The organism is Brevundimonas sp. (assembly GCF_036676055.1).
GTDB lineage: Bacteria > Pseudomonadota > Alphaproteobacteria > Caulobacterales > Caulobacteraceae > Brevundimonas.
On sequence record NZ_JAKFDS010000056.1, the window covers coordinates 46,656 to 63,247 of the forward strand.

Sequence of the window (16,592 nt, forward strand, 5' to 3'; positions counted from 1 at the left end):
CAAGCGACGGACCCGGCTTCCCCCGCGACCTGCCGGCTGATGAGCCAGATGTCGCCGGCCGAGCAGTCGGACATCCGGCGACAGGCCGCCAATGCCGGCCGCCCGATCCCGGACGGCGCGGAGGTCGAGGTCTGTCGGGAGCCGATCGACGGCGGTCGCGGAATGTCGCTGGCTGAGATGCTGGGGCCGATCGATGCGCCTTACGCCAGCGTGCTCCGCTGGGCCGATGGCGGTTCCTTCATGGTCGAGGGCGGTGAGCACGCTCCGCTTCGCGGCCTTTCGATCCTGCTGAAGGACAATATCGAGACGGCCCATATGCCGACCACGGCGGGCTCGCTGGCTCTGGTCGACAACGCGCCGGGGCGGGACGCTCCGCTTGTGACGCGGCTGCGCGAGGCCGGGGCGATCATCCTCGGCAAGGCCAACCTGTCGGAATGGGCCAACATCCGGTCGTCGTCCTCGATCAGCGGCTGGAGCGCGGTCGGGGGGCAGACGCGCAATCCGTATGATCCGGAGCGGACGCCGTGCGGCTCGTCGGCAGGCAGCGCCGTGGCGGTGGCCATCGGCCTGGCGCCGGCGGCGATCGGGACGGAGACCGACGGATCGATCACCTGCCCGGCCTCGGTCAATGGCGTGGTCGGGTTCAAGCCGACGGTGGGACTGGTCAGCCGCACCCACGTCGTGCCGATCAGCCATTCGCAGGATACGGCGGGGCCGATCGCGACCACGGTCGAGGACGCGGCCAGGGTGCTGTCGGTGATCGCCGGGAGCGATCCGCTGGACCCGGCCACGGCCGAGGCCGATGCTCGCAAGGTCGACTATCGCGCGGCGCTGGACGCGGAGTCGCTGCGCGGGGCGCGGATCGGGGTGCTGCGCTTCCTCGTGTCCAACTATTCGGCGGAGACCCAGGCGGTGTTCGAGACGAACCTGCAGGCGATGCGCGACGCGGGGGCCGAACTGGTCGAGATCACCGAGGCGCCGGCCGACTTCCGCCAGATCGCCGGCTGGGAGCTGACCGTGCTGCTGACCGAGCTGAAGCACGATCTGAACCTGTATCTGGCCTCGACCGATCCGGCGCAGGTGAAGACCCGGACCCTGGCCGACGTCATCGCCTTCAACGCCGCGGAGCCGCGCGAGACCGTGCTGTTCGGTCAGGACCTGTTCGAGCGGGCCGAGGCGACCGGCGGGCTGACCGACCCGGCCTATGTCGAGGCGCGCGAGCGGTCGTTCCGGGCGGCGGGGCCGGAGGGCATCGACCGGATGATGGCCGAGCATGGCGTCATCGCCCTGACCGCGCCGACGACCTCGCGGGCCTGGACCAATGATCCGGACGATGACGACCGTTCGCAGGGCTCGGCCAGCCGGCTGGCGGCGGTGGCGGGCTATCCGCACCTGACCGTGCCGATGGGCTTCGACCGCGGCATGCCGGTGGGCATCAGCTTCATCGGCGGCAAGTGGGACGATGCGAGGGTGCTGTCGCTGGGCCATGCCTTCGAACAGCGGACGCGGGCGCGGCGGGCGCCGACGCTTCAACAGCCATGAGGACGGGCAAATGACGATGACGGGCCGATGGACCATCGCCGCGACAGCGGCCGCGCTGCTGCTCGCCGGAGCCGCTTCGGCGCAGGAAGCCTATGGCGCGCGCCATGTGACGCCGCAGGAGGCCGCGACCAACAGCGTGCTGGTCTGGGCCGATCCGCAGCAGGTGGTGCGGTGGGAGGCGGGCTCCGGCATCGTCGGCATGCCGATCCTGCTGAAGGACAATATCGAGACGCGGGACATGCCCACCACGGCGGGGTCGCTGGCGCTGGTCGACAATGCGCCGGGCCGGGACGCGCCGCTGGTCGCGCGGCTGCGCGAGGCGGGGGCGGTGATCCTCGGCAAGACCAATCTGTCGGAGTGGGCCAATATCCGCTCGTCCAATTCGACCAGCGGCTGGAGCGCGGTGGGCGGGTTGACGCGCAATCCGCACGCGCTGGACCGTAACGCCTGCGGCTCGTCCTCGGGCAGCGGGGCGGCGGTGGCGGCAGGGCTGGCGCCCGCGGCGATCGGCACCGAGACCGACGGCTCGATCACCTGCCCGGCGGCGATCAACGGCATCGTCGGCTTCAAGCCGACCGTGGGGTTGGTGTCGCGCACCCACATCGTGCCGATCAGCCATTCGCAGGACACCGCCGGGCCGATGACCCGCACGGTCGAGGACGCCGCCATCGTGCTGTCGGCCATCGCCGGCTCGGACCCGCTTGATGCGGCGACGGCCGAGGCCGATGCGCGCAAGGTCGACTATCAGGCGGCGCTGGACGCCGGGTCGCTGCGGGGGGCGCGGATCGGGGTGATGCGGTTCGCGATGGGCTATTCGGCCAAAACCGACGCGGTGTTCGAGGCCAGTCTGGAACAGATGCGGCAGGCCGGGGCGGAGATCGTGGAGATCACCGCGGGACCGGACATGGAGGCCATGGGCGGGGCCGAGCTGGACGTGCTGCTGTACGAGCTGAAGCACGACCTGAACGCCTATCTGGCCTCGACCGACCCGGCGCAGGTGCAGACCCGGACCCTGGCCGACGTCATCGCCTTCAACGAGCGGACCCCGCGCGAACTGGCCCTGTTCGGGCAGGAGTTGTTCGTCCAGGCGCAGGCCAAGGGCGGACTGGACGACGCGGCCTATGTCGAGGCGCGGGCGACCTCGCTGCGGCTGGCGGGGGCCGAAGGCATCGACCGGCTGATGCGCGAGCACGGGGTGGTCGCCCTGATCGCCCCGACCACCGGCCCGGCCTGGACCACCGACGTGATCAACGGCGACCACTACGGCGGGGCGGCCAGCACCATGCCGGCCATCGCCGGCTATCCGCACCTGACCGTGCCGATGGGCTTCGTCGACGGCCTGCCCGTCGGGATGAGCTTCATCGCCGGCCAGTGGGAGGACGCGAAGGTGCTGTCTCTGGGCTATGCCTTCGAGCAGTTGACCGGCGCCCGACGGGACCCGGCCTTCGCGCCCTCGGTGGAGTTGATTGAAGTCATGGCGCCGCTTCTGGACCCCGCCCGATAACGGCAACCATCGCCTTTCGAAGGGATTAGGGGCCGGATGGAAAAGCAGTTTATCCAGTTCGCGACGCATACGGCCAAGGTGGCCGGGAAGCCGTGGACCTTTCTGATTTGCCTGGCCGTGGTCATCGTCTGGGCCGTCTCCGGGCCGGTCTTCCAGTTCAGCGAGTCATGGCAGCTGGTCATCAACACCGGCACCACGATCGTGACCTTTCTGATGGTGTTCCTGATCCAGAACACCCAGAACCGCGACGGCGCGGCGATCCAGGCCAAGCTGGACGAACTGCTGCACGGCGTGGCCCGGGCGGACGAGCGCTTCGTGGGCATCGAACGCCTCACCGAGAAGGAACTGGATCTGATCCTCGCCCAAGTGGAGGCCCGGGCGGAGCGGGTCCGGGAGCAGGGGGGGCCGATCGTCGCCACCCGGCAAGAGGATGCGAAGAAATCGCGCAAGGCGGCGGCGCGAAAGGCTTCGCGGGCCCGCCCCGAGGCGGCGTCGGCCTCCAGGCGCAAGACGGGGAAGGCGGCTTGAGCAGCCTGGCGGCCAATCTGGTGGGCTCCGCCGCGGCCCTCTGTTCGATCACCAGTTTCGCGCCGCAGATGATCAAGATCTGGAAGACGCGCGACGCCTCGGCCGTGTCGCTGAAGACCTATTCCCTGACCGTGACCTGTTTCGTGCTGTGGACGGCCTACGGGGTGATGACCTCGGCTTGGCCGATCACCGCCGCCAACGCCTGCGCACTGCTGATGGCCGGCGGGGTGCTGGCGATGAAATGGAAATTCCGCGACCGCTGAGGCTCAGAACCGGTCGCGGAGGGCGTCGATGATCCGCTCGCAGGCCTGTTCGGGGGTGAGGGCGGCCGCGTCGATCCGGATGTCCGGGCTCTCCGGCCGCTCGTAAGGGCTGTCGATGCCGGTGAAATTGGCCAGCTCGCCGGCGCGGGCCTTGCGGTAGAGGCCCTTGACGTCGCGGCGCTCGACCACCTCCAGCGGGGCGTCGACGAAGATTTCGACGAACTCGCCGGGCGCCATCCGCTCGCGGGCCATGCGGCGCTCGGCGGCGAAGGGCGAGATGGCCGAGACCAGCACGATCAGGCCGGCGTCGGCCATCAGCCGGGCGACCTCGGTGATGCGGCGGATGTTCTCGACCCGGTCGGCGTCGGTGAAGCCGAGGTCCTGGTTGAGGCCGTGGCGGACGTTGTCGCCGTCCAGCAGGAAGGTGTGGCGCCCGTCGGCGAACAGCCGCTTGTCGACGAGGTTGGCGATGGTCGACTTGCCGGCCCCGGACAGGCCGGTGAACCACAGCACCAGCGGCTTCTGGTGTTTGAGGGCGGCGCGCTCGGCGCGGCCGATGTCCAGCGCCTGCCACTGGACATTGGCCGAGCGGCGCAGGGCGAAACGGATCAGGCCGGCGCCGACCGTCTCATTGGTCTGACGGTCGATCAGGATCAGGCCCCCGAGGTCGCGGCTGACTGCGTAGGGTTCAAACGTCAGCGGGGCGTCGAGGTGCAGGTGGCAGACGGCGATGTCGTTGAGCTCGAGCGTGCGGGCGGCGAGGTGTTCGCTCGTCTCGACATTGATGCGGTGGCGGATGTCGGTGATCTGGCCGGTGACGGTGGCGGCCCCCAGCTTCACGACATAGGCGCGGCCCGGGAGCAGGGGCGCGTCGGCCATCCAGACGAGCTGGATTTCGAACTGGTCGGCGACCTCGGGCGGCGCGCCGGCGTCGGCCAGGACGTCGCCGCGCGATACGTCGAGGTGGTCGGCCAGGGTCAGGGTCACAGACTGGCCGGTCGTCGCCTCGGACAGGTCTCCGCCCATGGTCACGATACGGTCGATGGTGGTGGTGCGGCCGGAAGGCAGGACGGTCACGGGATCGCCGGGGCGAACGGTCCCGGAGGCGATCCGGCCGGCATAGCCCCGGAAGTCGGCGTCGGGGCGGTTGACCCACTGGACCGGCATGCGGAAGGGACCGGGGGCGGCCCCGGCCAGGTCGGTGGTCTCCAGCCATTCCAGCAGGGTCGGGCCTGCATACCAGGGCATGTCAGCGGAGCGGCGGACGACGTTGTCGCCGCCGAGACCCGACACCGGGACCGCGGTGACCTCGCTCAGGCCCAGTTCGGCGGCGAGGGCGCGGTAGTCGGCGGCGATCTCCTCGAAGGCCGCCCGGGACCAGTCCATGAGGTCCATCTTGTTGACCGCCAGCAGCACCCGGCGGACGCCCATCATGCCGACCAGATGCGAGTGGCGGCGGGTCTGGGGCAGCAGGCCCTTGCGGGCGTCGACCAGCACCACGGCGACGTCGGCGGTCGAGGCCGCGGTGACCATGTTGCGGGTGTACTGGGGGTGGCCGGGGGTGTCGGCGAGGATGAAGCGGCGGCCGGCGGTCTCGAAATGGCGGTAGGCCACGTCGATGGTGATGCCCTGTTCGCGCTCGGCGTCGAGGCCGTCGAACAGGCGCGAGACGTCGACCTCGCCCGACGGCGTGCGCAGGGCGGCCAGCTGGTCCTCCGGCACCGCGCCGGCGTCGTGCAGCAGGCGGCCGATCAGGGTCGACTTGCCGTCGTCGACGGAGCCGCAGGTGATCAGGCGGACGAGGTCGCGGGCCATCAGAAATAGCCCTCGCGCTTCTTGATCTCCATCGAGGCGGTCGGGTCCTGGTCGATGGCCCGGCCCTGACGCTCCGAAGCGGTGGAGGCCGCCATTTCCGCGATGATCGCCGGCAGGTCCGCGGCCTCGCTGTCGATGGCGCCGGTCAGGGGCCAGCAGCCGAGGGTGCGGAAGCGCACCCGGCGGGTCTGCACCGTCTCGCCGGGGCGCAGCACCATCCGCCCGTCGTCGATCATGATCAGCGCCCCGTCGCGCTCGACCACCGGACGCTCGGCGGCGAAATAGAGGGAGACGACCTCGATCCCCTCGCGCTCGACGTAGCGCCAGACGTCCATCTCGGTCCAGTTGGACAGGGGGAAGACGCGCACCGACTCGCCCTTGTGGACGCGGGCGTTATAGAGCCGCCACAGCTCGGGGCGCTGGGCCTTTGGATCCCAGACGTGGGTGCGGCTGCGGAAGGAGAAGATGCGCTCCTTGGCGCGGCTCTTCTCCTCGTCGCGGCGGGCGCCGCCAAAGGCCGCGTCGAAGCCGTACTGGTCGAGCGCCTGCTTCAGGCCCTGGGTCTTCCAGAGGTCGGTATGGAGGGTGGCGCCGTGGTCGAACGGATTGATCCCCTGGGCCTCGGCCTCCGGATTGCGGTAGACCAGTAACTCCATGCCGGCCTCCGCCGCAACGCGGTCGCGGAAGTCGTACATCTCGCGGAATTTCCACGCCGTATCGACGTGCAGCAGCGGGAAGGGCGGCGGGGCCGGGAAGAAGGCCTTGCGGGCCAGATGCAGCATGACCGCCGAGTCCTTGCCGGCCGAGAACAGCATGACCGGGCACGCGCACTGGGCGACCGTCTCGCGGATGATCTGGATGGACTCGGCCTCCAGTTCGTCGAGATAGCGGTCGTCCGGCGAAGTCAGGGGCAAGGGAGGGGTCCGGCTGGTTGCGCGCGACCCTGACCGAGCCGGGCGGCGGGATCAAGCGGTCAGGCGGGGATGACGGCCGTGGTCTCGATCTCTACGCGGGCGGCGTCCTCGATCAGGCCCTTGACCTCGACCACAGCCATGGCGGGGTAGTGGGGGCCCATGCGTTCGCGCCAGACCGCGCCGATGTCGCGCAGGGCGGCGAGGTATTCGGCCTTGTCGACGACGTACCAGGTCATGCGGACGATATGCTCAGGGCCGGCTCCGGCCTCGGCGAGGACGGCGAGGCTGTTGTCGATCGTCTGGCGGAACTGGGCGGCGAACCCTTCGGGGAAGCGGCCTTCCGGGTCCCAGCCGATCTGGCCGGCGACGAAGACCATCCGGCCGGACGCCTCGATCCCGTTGGAATAGCCCTTCGGCCGGGGCCAGCCTTCGGGCAGCAGGACGCGGTTCATGGCTGGGTCTCCAGGAAGGGCTGGATGCGGGTCCGCAGGGTCTCGGGCCAGGGCTCGGGCTTCAGGGAACGGCCGACGTAGACGATCGTCTGGGTCGCCTCGAAGCGGCGCTGGCCGTCGCACTCGATTACATGGCGCAGGCCGCAGGAGGCGCCGCCGAGCTTCGTCACGGTCAGCGAGAAGGTCAGGTCGTCCTCCAGCCGCGAGGGGGCGATGAAGCGGGCCTCGACGGCGGCGGTGGGGACGCTGACCTCGCGATTGACGTGCAGTTCGCGGAAGGACGCTTCGAGCGGGCCGGCGAACCAGTCCTCGACCACGCCGTTCAGCATCTCGAAATAGCGCGGGAAGAAGACGATGCCGGCGGCGTCGCAGTCGGCGAAGCGGACGCGGCGGGTGGTGGTGAAGACCTGGCTCATGTGTCGGCCTTCAGCCGGAAGCGCTGCAGCTTGCCGGTCTGGGTCTTGGGCAGGGCGTCGACGAAGTCGAGGGCGCGGGGGTATTTGTAGGGGGCGATGACGGACTTCACGTGATCCTGCAGGGCGGCGCGCAGGGCCTCGGACGGGTCGTGGTCCGCGTGCAGGACGACGAAAGCCTTGACGATCTGGCCGCGCTCGGCGTCCGGAACGCCGATGACGGCGGCCTCGGCCACGGCGGGGTGGCGCAGCAGGGCGTTCTCCACCTCGGGGGCGCCGATGTTGTAGCCGGACGAGATGATCATGTCGTCGGCGCGGGCCACGAACCAGAACCAGCCGTCCTCATCGAGCCGGTAGACGTCGCCGGTCAGGTTCCAGCCATCCTGGACGTAGGCGGACTGGCGCGGGTCGTCGAGGTAGCGGCAGCCGGTCGGGCCGCGCACGGCGAGGCGGCCAGTCTCGCCGGGCGGCAGGGGCTTGCCTTCGGCGTCGATGATGCGCGCCTCATAGCCGGGCACGGCCTTGCCGGTGGACCCGGGGCGGATGTCAGGACCGGACGCCGAGATGAAGATGTGGATCATCTCGGTCGAGCCGATGCCGTCGATGATGCGCACGCCGGTCGCCTCATGCCAGGCGTCGGAGGTGGCGGCGGGCAGGGTCTCGCCGGCCGAGACGCAGGTGCGCAGGGACGACAGGTCGTGCCGGTCCGCCAGCTTGAGCAGGGCGCGATAGCCGGTCGGGGCGGTGAACAGGGCGGTGGCCCCGTGACGCTCGATGGTCTCCGCGAGGGCGTCGAAGCCGGGGCGGGGGGCGAAGGCGGTGGCGGCGCCGGCGCTGGCCGGGAACACCACCAGGCCGCCGAGGCCGAAGGTGAAGGCGATCGGCGGGGTGCCGACGACGATGTCCTCAGGCGTCAGATCAAGCGTGTGCCGGGCGAAGGTGTCGGCCATGGCGAGGACGTCGCGATGGAAATGGACGCAGCCCTTGGGCTGGCCGGTGGTGCCGGAGGTGAAGGCGATCAGGGCCGGGTCGTCGGCGGCGGTGTCGACCGGGTCGACGACTGTCCCAAGCGGCAAGGCCTGCGCGGCCTTCTGCAGGGCGGCGGAGTCCATGACGTGGGTCAGGCAATCGGTCGCGGCCCGGGCCTCGGCCACGGCCTCCGCGAGAGGGGCGTAAACCAGAGCGTGGCTGATCCGGGCCTTGTCGATGACGGTGGCCAGTTCGGCCGCGCGGAGCATGGGCATGGTGGCGCAGACGACGCCGCCGGCCTTGAGGATGGCGAACCACGCCAGCACGGTCCACGAACTGTTCGGGCCGTGCAGCAGGACCCGGTTTCCCGGGACGAGGCCCATGTCGTCGACCAGCACCCGGGCCATGCGGCTGGAGATGGCGTCGACCCGGCTCCATGAGAACTCATGGTCGTGGTCGATCAGGGCGCGGCCGTCGGGGCCGGCGGCGGCCAGGGCGCGGCGTAGCAGCTCGGCGGCGGCGTTGAGGCGCTCGGGGTAGGCCAGCTCGGGCCGGTCGAAGATGAAGTGCGGCTGCTGCTCCGGCGGCGGCAGGTGGTCGAGGACGAAGCGGTCGATGTGCGCGCTGGTCCCCATCAGACGCCTCCCGCGAAGCCGGCCAGCGCCTGACGGGCGATGACGATCTTCTGCACCTCGGAGGCGCCCTCGTAGATACGCAGGGCGCGGATCTCGCGGTAGAGCCGCTCGACGGGATTGCCGGAGACGACGCCGAGGCCGCCGAAAATCTGCACGGCCGCGTCGATCACCGCCTGGGCCTCGTCGGTCGCGTAGAGCTTGGCCATGGCGGCCTCGCGGGTGACGCGCGGCGCGCCCTGATCCTTGAGCCAGGCGGCGCGGTAGATCAGCAGGGCCGAGGCGTCGATCTTCAGCGCCATGTCGGCCAGCGAGGCCTGCACCAGCTGCAGGTCGCTCATCGGGGCGCCGAACAGGTTGCGCGAGGTGGCGCGGGTGGCGGCCTCGTCGAAGGCCCGGCGGGAGAAGCCGAGGGCGGCGGCGGCGACGGTGGAGCGGAACACGTCCAGCGTGGCCATGGCGATGCGGAAGCCTTCGCCGGGCCGGCCGAGAATGCGGTCGCCGTCGATACGACACCCGGTGAAACGGATCGTGGCCAGCGGGTGCGGGGCCATCAGGGGGATGCGCTCGACGATCTCGAAGCCGGGCGTATCGGCGTCGACGACGAAGGCCCCGAGGCCTTTCGCTCCGCCCTCGCCGGTGCGGGCGAAGACGACATAGCGGTCGGCGAGGCCGCCGTTGGAGATGAAGGTCTTGGTCCCGTCGAGAACCCAGTGATCGCCGTCGCGCCGGGCGGTGGTCGACAGGGCGGCGACGTCGGAGCCGGCGTCCGGTTCGGACAGGGCGAAGGCGGCGATGGTCTGGGCCGAGGCGACGCCGGGGAGCCAGCGGGCCTTCTGGGCGTCCGTGCCGAACAGGCTGATCGGGCCGGAGCCGAGCCCTTGCATGGCGAAGACGAAGTCGGCGAGGCCGGAACGGCGGGCCAGAGCCTCGCGCGTCAGGCACAGGGTGCGGACGTCGAGCTTGCCGTTCGCGTCAGGGATGGCGTTGTTGAGCCAGCCGCCGTCGGCCAGCGCCTGCAGGATGGCGCGGCAGTCGCCGTCCAGGTCATGGTCGCCGTGCAGGTTCACCGCCTCCGTCCGGTCGGCCCACGCCTCCAGATCGGCGGCGAAGGCGCGGTGGCGGTTTTCGAAGAAGGGCCAGTCGAGGAAGGTGCGGTCGGCCATGTTCAGTTCCCCTCGAACACCGGCTCGCGTTTCGCCGCGAAGGCCTCGTAGGCGCGGCGGAAATCCTTCGTCTGCATACAGATGGCCTGGGCCTGGGCCTCGGACTCGATGGCGGCGTCCAGGCTCATGTCCCATTCGACGTTGAGCTGGTTCTTGGTGATCCCGTGGGCGAAGGTCGGGCCCCGGGCCAGCGACAGCGCCAACTCACGGGCGGCGTCCATCAGGGCGTCGGGCTCGACGACGCGGTTGTGGAAGCCCCAGCGCTCGCCCTCGTCGGCGGTCATGACGCGGCCGGTGAACAGCAGCTCGGACGCCCGGCCCTGACCGATCTGGCGGGGCAGGATGGCGCAGGCGCCCATGTCGCAGCCGGCGAGGCCGACGCGGGTGAACAGGAAGGCGGTCTTCGTGCGCGGCGTGGCGAGGCGCAGGTCCGAGGCCATGGCCATGATGGCGCCGGCCCCGACGCAGACCCCGTCCAGCGCCGCGATGACCGGCTGGGGGCAGCCGCGCATGGCCTTGACCAGATCGCCGGTCATCCGGGTGAAGGCCAGCAACTCCGGCATGGCCATCTCGGTCAGCGGACCGATGATCTCGTGCACGTCCCCGCCCGAGGAGAAGTTGCCGCCGGCGCCGGTGACGATGACGACCTTGCAGTCGTCGGCGTGGACGAGGGCGCGGAACAGGTCGCGCATCTCGGCGTAGGAGTCGAACGTCAGCGGGTTCTTCCGTTCCGGCCGGTTGAGGGTCAGCACGGACACGCCTTCGTCATCGACCGACCAGAGGAAATGTTCGGCCTTGTAGTCGCGCGCCTTCATCGGTTCGGCTCCTCGTGGATGGCGGCCCGGAGCGACCGTTTGGTCTGCTCCAGCAAGCGGGTCAGGTCGTCCGCCTCGGCCTCGGTCAGATCGGCCAGCAGGCTCTCGATCCAGCGTTCGTGCGCCCGGGCCATGGTGGCGAAGCGGGCGCGGCCGTCGGCGGTCAGACGCACACGCTGCACCCGACGGTCGGCCCCGGGCAGGTGCTCGATCAATCCATCGGCCTTGAGCCTCTGGGCCAGGCCGGTGACGTTGCCGTTGGAGACCATCAGCATGCGCGAGACCTCGCCCATGGTGAGGCCGGCCTCGCCGGCGCGATCCAGCGCCGACAGCATGTCGAAGCGGGGCAGGGTGGAGCTGAACTCGTCACGCAGGCGCTGGGAGATGGTCTGCTCGATGGTGGTGGTGCAGGTCAGCAGCCGCAGCCACAGGCGCAGGGCACGCTTGCCGTCAGGGGCGCCGCCCAGCCTGTCGGGGAGGGCGGCGGGGCTCACAGTTCGCCTCCGGCCACGGGCACGGCGGCGCCGTTGATCCCGGAGGCGCCGTCGCCGCACAGCCAGACGATGGTCTGGGCCACCTCATCGGGGGTGATCAGCCGGCCCTGCGGGTTGGAGGCGGCGAGGGCGGCGCGGGCCTCCTCTTCGCTGCGGCCCGTCTTCGCGATGATGGACTCGATGGAGCGGGCGACCAGTTCGGTTTCGGTGAAGCCGGGGCAGACGGCGTTGACGGTGACGCCCTTCGAGGCGACCTCGAGCGCCAGGGCGCGGGTCAGGCCGACGAGGCCGTGTTTGGCCGCGACATAGGCCGAGACATAGGCGTAGCCCTTCAGCCCGGCGGTCGAGGCGACGTTGACGATGCGGCCCCAGCGGCGCGTCAGCATGCCGGGCAGGACCAGACGGGCGGCCTCGGCGGGCGCTTCCAGATTGAGGGCCAGCATGGCGCGGAAGGCGTCGGCGTCGGTCTTGAGGAAGGGGGCGGAGGTTGCGGCCCCGGCGTTGTTGACCAGGATGTCGATGGGGCCGAAGCGGTCGCGGCCGACCTCGATGGCGGCCGCCAGCATGTCGGGATCGGTGACGTCGGCGGGGGCGGCGAAGGCGAGGTCGCCGATGCGGTCGGCGGTCTCGTTCAGACGGGCGACGTGGCGGCCGATGAGGGTGACCTGACAGCCGGCCTCGGCCAGCCGTTCGGCCGTGGCGCGGCCGATGCCCGAGCCGGCGCCGGTGACCACGGCGTGATGTCCGGTCAGGCTCATACCGGTCCCGCCTGCTGCTGTTTCTCGAGGTTGCGGGCCAGCTGGGCGAAGCCGGCGCGGTACTGGACCGGCGGCTGAATCCCGCGCCAGCCCAGTTCGGCGGCGGCGCGCAGGCTCCAGTTCGGGTCGGCCAGATGCGGCCGCGCGAGGGCGCACAGGTCGGCGCGGCCGGCGGCGAGAATGCTGTTCACGTGGTCGGTCTCATAGATGTTGCCGACCGCCATGGTGGCCACGCCCGCCTCGTTGCGGATGCGGTCGCTGAAAGGGGTCTGGAACATGCGGCCGTAGATCGGCCTGGCCTGCTCCGAGGTCTGGCCGGCCGAGACGTCGATCAGGTCGCAGCCGGCGTCGGCGAAGGCGCGGGCTATGGCGACGGAGTCCTCGGGCGTCAGGCCGTCGTCGACCCAGTCGGTGGCGGACAGCCGGACCGACATCGGCTTCTGGTCTGGCCAGACGGCGCGCATGGCGGCGAAGACCTCCAGCGGAAAACGCAGCCGGTTCTCGACGGAGCCGCCGTAGTCGTCGGTGCGGTGGTTGGAGATCGGCGTCAGGAAGGACGACAGCAGATAGCCGTGGGCGCAGTGCAGCTCGGCCATGTCGAAGCCGGCTTCGTCGGCCCAGCGGGCGGCGCGGACGAAGTCGTCGCGGACGCGGTCCATGTCGGCGCGGGTCATCTCGCGTGGGGTCTGGTCGTCGGCGGACCACGGGATGGGGGAGGGGGCGATAAGCTCCCAGCCATCTTGAATCAATGGTTGATCCGCGCGCTCGCCCCACGGACGTTCGACCGAGCCCTTGCGGCCGGCGTGGGCCAGCTGGATGGCGATGCGCGAGCCCTGGCCGTGGACGAAGTCGACGATCCGCTTCCAGGCGTCGCGGTGCTCGGGCCGGTACATCCCGGCGCAGCCGGGGGTGATCCGCGCGTCGGCCGAGACGTCGGTCATCTCGGTGAACACCAGTCCCGCCCCGCCCAGCGCGCGGGCGCCGAGATGGACGAGGTGGAAGTCGTTCACCGTGCCGTCCTCGGCCGAATACATGCACATGGGCGAGACGACGACGCGGTTGGGCAGGGTCAGGCCGCGCAGGCGCAGGGGCGCGAACATCGGCGGGGGCGGTTCCGGCGAGGGCGGCGCGCCGGCCCGGTCGGCGAACCAGCGCTCGACGCCGGTCAGGAAGTCGCGGTCTCGCAGGCGCAGGTTCTCGTGGCTGACGCGCTGGCTGCGGGTCATCAGGCTGTAGGCGAACTGCAGCGGCTCCAGCCCGACGTAGCGGTCGACCGTCTCGAACCATTCGGTCGAGTTGCGGGCGGCGCTCTGCAGCTTCAGCACCTCGACCCGGCGCTCGGCCTCATAGGCGGCGAGGGCGGCGTCGAGGTCGCCGCCGTCGGTGAGGGCTTCCGCGAGGCGGATGGCGTCCTCGAAGGCCAGCTTGGTGCCGGAGCCGATGGAGAAGTGGGCCGTGTGGGCGGCGTCGCCGAGCAGCACCACCTTGCCGTCGCGCCAGTTCGAGCAGGCGACGCGCGGGAAGTTCAGCCAGGCCGAGCCGCGCAGGTGGCGGGCGTTGCTCATCAGCGCATGACCGCCCAGCCAGTCGGCGAACAGGGCCTCGGCGGCGCGGCAGGTCTGGTCCTGATCCATCCCGTCGAAGCCGAGACCCCGCCAGGTCGCCTCGGTGCATTCGACGATGAAGGTCGAGGCGCCCGGTTCGAACTGGTAGGCATGGGCCCAGATCCAGCCGTGCGGGGTCTCGACGAAGGCGAAGGTGAAGGCGTCGAACGACTGTTTCGTGCCCAGCCAGATGTATTTGTTGGTGCGGATATCGATATCGACGCCGAAGACCGCGGGGGTCTCGTTGCGCACCCGGCTGTTCAGGCCGTCGGCGGCGACGAAGATGTCGGCCTCCAGCGCGCGGATGTCGTCGACCTCGCTCTGGAAGCGCAGGTCCACCCCCAGCGATAGGGCCCTCTCGTGGAGGAGAGTCAGCAGCCGCTGGCGGCCGATGCCCGCGAAGCCGTGGCCGCCGGAGCGGATGGTCTGGCCGTGAATATGGACGTCGATATCGTCCCAATGAACGAAGGCGGCCTCGATGGTCGCGGCCGTCTCGGGGTCGTTGGCCTTGAGGTTGGCCAGGGTCTGGTCCGAGAAGACCACGCCCCAGCCGAAGGTGTCGTCCGGCCGGTTGCGTTCGTGCACCACGACCTTCAGCGACGGGTCGCGCAGTTTCAGCGAAATGGCGAGGTAGAGTCCGCCGGGGCCGGCCCCGACGACGGCGATGCTTCGGACGGGCGATCGCGCTGACATATTTTAAGTGTGAAATGATTTCGGTCGGGAGTCCAGACGAACCCGCCTTGACGGCGGCAGTAATTCGATTATCTTGGAAATATGGAAACGACCTCAGCCGCCGCCCTGCTCGCCGCCCTCGCCCATCCGGCGCGGTTGGCCGTGTTCCGGATGCTGGTCCAGGCGGGCCCGGAGGGGCTGGCCGCCGGCGAGATCGCCCGGCGCACCGACACCCTGCCCAACACCCTGTCGGCCAACCTGTCCGTGCTCAGCCACGCGGGTCTGGTGCAGACGCGCCGGGAGGGCCGCTCCGTCATCTACTCCGCCCACTATCCGGCCATGACCGACCTGCTGACCTTCCTGATGGAAGACTGCTGCCAGGGCCGTCCGGAGGTGTGCGAACCCGTCGCCCGGGCCGCCGCCCGCGCATCCTGCTGCGATTGAAAGGACCCCCGATGAAGCGCCTCCATGTCCATGTGTCCGTCGACGATCTGGATCGATCGATCGGCTTCTACGCCGCCCTGTTCGGCGCGGCGCCTTCGGTGGTGAAGGACGACTACGCCAAGTGGATGCTGGAGGACCCGCGGGTCAATTTCGCCATCTCGGGCCGGGCCCGCGCGGCCGGCGTCGATCACCTCGGCATCCAGGTGGACAGCGGCGAGGAACTGGCCGAGCTCGCGGGTCGGCTGAAGGCCGCGGGCGAGACGACGCGCGATCAGGAAGCGGCGACCTGCTGCTACGCCCGCTCGGACAAGGCCTGGGTCAACGACCCCTCCGGCCTGCGCTGGGAGACCTTCCACACCTTCGGCGAGGCGGTGACCTACGGCGAGGACGAGCCGGAGACGGCCGTCGCGCCCGCCGCCGCCTGTTGCCCCGCGAAGTCTGCGGCGCCCAAGGTTGCGTGCTGCTGATCTGTGAACCGGTTTGAGCGCTACCTGACCCTCTGGGTCCTGCTGTGCATCGTGGCCGGCGTGGCTCTCGGCCATTTCTTCGCGCCCTTCTTCCAGATGGTCGGCCGGGCCGAGGTGGCGCACGTCAATCTGCCCGTCGCCGTCCTGATCTGGCTGATGATCATTCCGATGCTGGCGAAGATCGACTTCGCCGCCCTCGGCCAGGTCCGTCGCCACTGGCGCGGCGTCGGCGTCACCCTCGGCGTCAACTGGCTGGTCAAGCCGTTCTCCATGGCCCTGCTGGGCTGGGTCTTCATCGGCTGGCTGTTCCGGCCATATCTGCCCGCGGGTCAGGTCGAGAGCTATATCGCCGGCCTGATCCTGCTCGCCGCCGCGCCCTGTACGGCGATGGTGTTCGTGTGGAGCAACCTCACGGACGGCGAGCCGCATTTCACACTCAGCCAGGTGGCGGTGAACGACGCCATCATGCTGGTGGCCTTCGCGCCGGTCGTGGCGCTGCTGCTCGGGCTGTCGTCGATCGTCGTGCCGTGGTCGACGCTGCTGGCGTCGGTGGGGCTGTATATCGTGGCGCCGGTGCTGATCGCCCAGTTGGTCCGGCGTCTGCTGCTGCGCCGGGGGGCGGAGACGCTTGAGCGGGCCCTGCGGGTCATGGCGCCGGCATCCATGACGGCCCTGCTGGCCACGCTGGTTCTGCTGTTCGGTTTCCAGGGCGAACAGATCCTGGCCCAGCCCCTGGTCATCGCCCTGCTGGCCGTGCCGATCCTGATCCAGGTCTATTTCAACGCCGGCCTGGCCTATTGGCTGAACCGCGTGACGGGCGAGGCGCACTGCGTCGCCGCCCCCTCGGCGCTTATCGGGGCCAGCAATTTCTTCGAGCTGGCCGTGGCGGCGGCCATCAGCCTGTTCGGCTTCCAGTCGGGCGCCGCCCTGGCGACGGTGGTGGGAGTGCTGATCGAGGTGCCGGTGATGCTGACCGTGGTGGCCATCGTGAACCGGTCGCGTGGGTGGTATGATCGGGGTTCCGCGGTGCGGCGGCTGAACAATCAGCGGGCCCCTACGCCATAGATTTTCCTGTTCCTGCCCGCAAAGTTTATCGATTGGTCTTGCTGAAAAGCGAGGCATAGGCTGCCGTCCAAAGCG

17 protein-coding genes are annotated in these 16,592 nt (G+C 70.1%); 7 read left to right on the top strand and 10 right to left on the bottom strand.

Annotation, left to right across the window (positions count from 1 at the left end; translation table 11 throughout):
- The first annotated feature begins 39 nt into the window (after window positions 1-39).
- Genes V6M45_RS10070 through V6M45_RS10085 form a run of 4 tightly spaced genes read left to right on the top strand, consistent with a single transcriptional unit; the run spans window position 40 to window position 3,837 of the window.
- On the top strand, window positions 40-1,542 hold the full coding sequence (locus V6M45_RS10070) for an amidase (protein WP_332656036.1): 1,503 nt from the start codon (window positions 40-42) through the stop codon (window positions 1,540-1,542).
- Window positions 1,543-1,558: 16 nt separating this feature from the next.
- On the top strand, window positions 1,559-3,046 hold the full coding sequence (locus V6M45_RS10075) for an amidase (RefSeq protein ID WP_332656132.1): 1,488 nt from the start codon (window positions 1,559-1,561) through the stop codon (window positions 3,044-3,046).
- Between the two features lie 36 nt (window positions 3,047-3,082).
- On the top strand, window positions 3,083-3,574 hold the full coding sequence (locus V6M45_RS10080) for a low affinity iron permease family protein (RefSeq protein WP_332656038.1): 492 nt from the start codon (window positions 3,083-3,085) through the stop codon (window positions 3,572-3,574).
- A complete protein-coding gene (locus V6M45_RS10085; RefSeq protein WP_332656041.1) occupies window positions 3,571-3,837 on the top strand; it encodes a SemiSWEET family sugar transporter in 267 nt (88 codons plus the stop codon). Before V6M45_RS10080 ends, V6M45_RS10085 begins: the two co-directional genes overlap by 4 nt.
- Before the next feature lie 3 nt (window positions 3,838-3,840).
- Here V6M45_RS10085 and cysC read toward each other — a convergent pair whose 3' ends face one another.
- From cysC to V6M45_RS10135, 10 genes are read right to left on the bottom strand one after another with little or no spacing between them, the layout of a single operon-like run.
- Window positions 3,841-5,652, bottom strand: coding sequence for an adenylyl-sulfate kinase (gene cysC / locus V6M45_RS10090; RefSeq protein WP_332656044.1), 1,812 nt, complete (start codon window positions 5,650-5,652; stop codon window positions 3,841-3,843).
- Window positions 5,652-6,566, bottom strand: a complete 915-nt coding sequence (cysD, locus tag V6M45_RS10095; protein ID WP_332656046.1) for a sulfate adenylyltransferase subunit CysD — start codon at window positions 6,564-6,566, stop codon at window positions 5,652-5,654. Before cysD ends, cysC begins: the two co-directional genes overlap by 1 nt.
- A 59-nt stretch (window positions 6,567-6,625) precedes the next feature.
- Window positions 6,626-7,018: a RidA family protein gene (locus V6M45_RS10100; protein WP_332656048.1), complete on the bottom strand. Its 393-nt coding sequence runs from the start codon at window positions 7,016-7,018 to the stop codon at window positions 6,626-6,628.
- On the bottom strand, window positions 7,015-7,434 hold the full coding sequence (locus tag V6M45_RS10105) for an acyl-CoA thioesterase (protein ID WP_332656050.1): 420 nt from the start codon (window positions 7,432-7,434) through the stop codon (window positions 7,015-7,017). The genes V6M45_RS10100 and V6M45_RS10105 overlap by 4 nt, the downstream gene beginning before the upstream one ends.
- On the bottom strand, window positions 7,431-9,035 hold the full coding sequence (locus V6M45_RS10110; protein WP_332656052.1) for an AMP-binding protein: 1,605 nt from the start codon (window positions 9,033-9,035) through the stop codon (window positions 7,431-7,433). The genes V6M45_RS10105 and V6M45_RS10110 overlap by 4 nt, the downstream gene beginning before the upstream one ends.
- On the bottom strand, window positions 9,035-10,198 hold the full coding sequence (locus V6M45_RS10115; protein ID WP_332656055.1) for an acyl-CoA dehydrogenase family protein: 1,164 nt from the start codon (window positions 10,196-10,198) through the stop codon (window positions 9,035-9,037). The genes V6M45_RS10110 and V6M45_RS10115 overlap by 1 nt, the downstream gene beginning before the upstream one ends.
- Window positions 10,199-10,200: 2 nt before the next feature.
- Window positions 10,201-11,013, bottom strand: coding sequence for an enoyl-CoA hydratase family protein (locus V6M45_RS10120; RefSeq protein ID WP_332656057.1), 813 nt, complete (start codon window positions 11,011-11,013; stop codon window positions 10,201-10,203).
- Window positions 11,010-11,507 (bottom strand): MarR family winged helix-turn-helix transcriptional regulator, encoded by a 498-nt coding sequence (locus tag V6M45_RS10125; RefSeq protein ID WP_332656060.1) that lies wholly within the window; start codon window positions 11,505-11,507, stop codon window positions 11,010-11,012. Before V6M45_RS10125 ends, V6M45_RS10120 begins: the two co-directional genes overlap by 4 nt.
- Window positions 11,504-12,265 carry an SDR family NAD(P)-dependent oxidoreductase gene (locus V6M45_RS10130; RefSeq protein ID WP_332656062.1) on the bottom strand — a complete coding sequence of 254 codons (762 nt, stop codon included), beginning with the start codon at window positions 12,263-12,265 and terminating at the stop codon, window positions 11,504-11,506. The genes V6M45_RS10125 and V6M45_RS10130 overlap by 4 nt, the downstream gene beginning before the upstream one ends.
- Window positions 12,262-14,562 carry a bifunctional salicylyl-CoA 5-hydroxylase/oxidoreductase gene (locus V6M45_RS10135; RefSeq protein WP_332656064.1) on the bottom strand — a complete coding sequence of 767 codons (2,301 nt, stop codon included), beginning with the start codon at window positions 14,560-14,562 and terminating at the stop codon, window positions 12,262-12,264. Before V6M45_RS10135 ends, V6M45_RS10130 begins: the two co-directional genes overlap by 4 nt.
- Before the next feature lie 81 nt (window positions 14,563-14,643).
- Here V6M45_RS10135 and V6M45_RS10140 point away from each other — a divergent pair, with 81 nt between their 5' ends.
- The 3 genes from V6M45_RS10140 to arsB are packed head-to-tail and all read left to right on the top strand — an operon-like array spanning window position 14,644 to window position 16,517.
- Window positions 14,644-14,985, top strand: a complete 342-nt coding sequence (locus V6M45_RS10140) for an ArsR/SmtB family transcription factor (RefSeq protein WP_332656066.1) — start codon at window positions 14,644-14,646, stop codon at window positions 14,983-14,985.
- Window positions 14,986-14,996: 11 nt separating this feature from the next.
- The gene (locus tag V6M45_RS10145) at window positions 14,997-15,452 is read left to right on the top strand and encodes an ArsI/CadI family heavy metal resistance metalloenzyme (RefSeq protein WP_332656068.1); all 456 of its coding nucleotides are present in this window, start codon (window positions 14,997-14,999) and stop codon (window positions 15,450-15,452) included.
- A 3-nt stretch (window positions 15,453-15,455) separates the two neighbouring features.
- The gene (arsB, locus tag V6M45_RS10150) at window positions 15,456-16,517 is read left to right on the top strand and encodes an ACR3 family arsenite efflux transporter (RefSeq protein WP_332656069.1); all 1,062 of its coding nucleotides are present in this window, start codon (window positions 15,456-15,458) and stop codon (window positions 16,515-16,517) included.
- Window positions 16,518-16,592 lie beyond the last annotated feature (75 nt).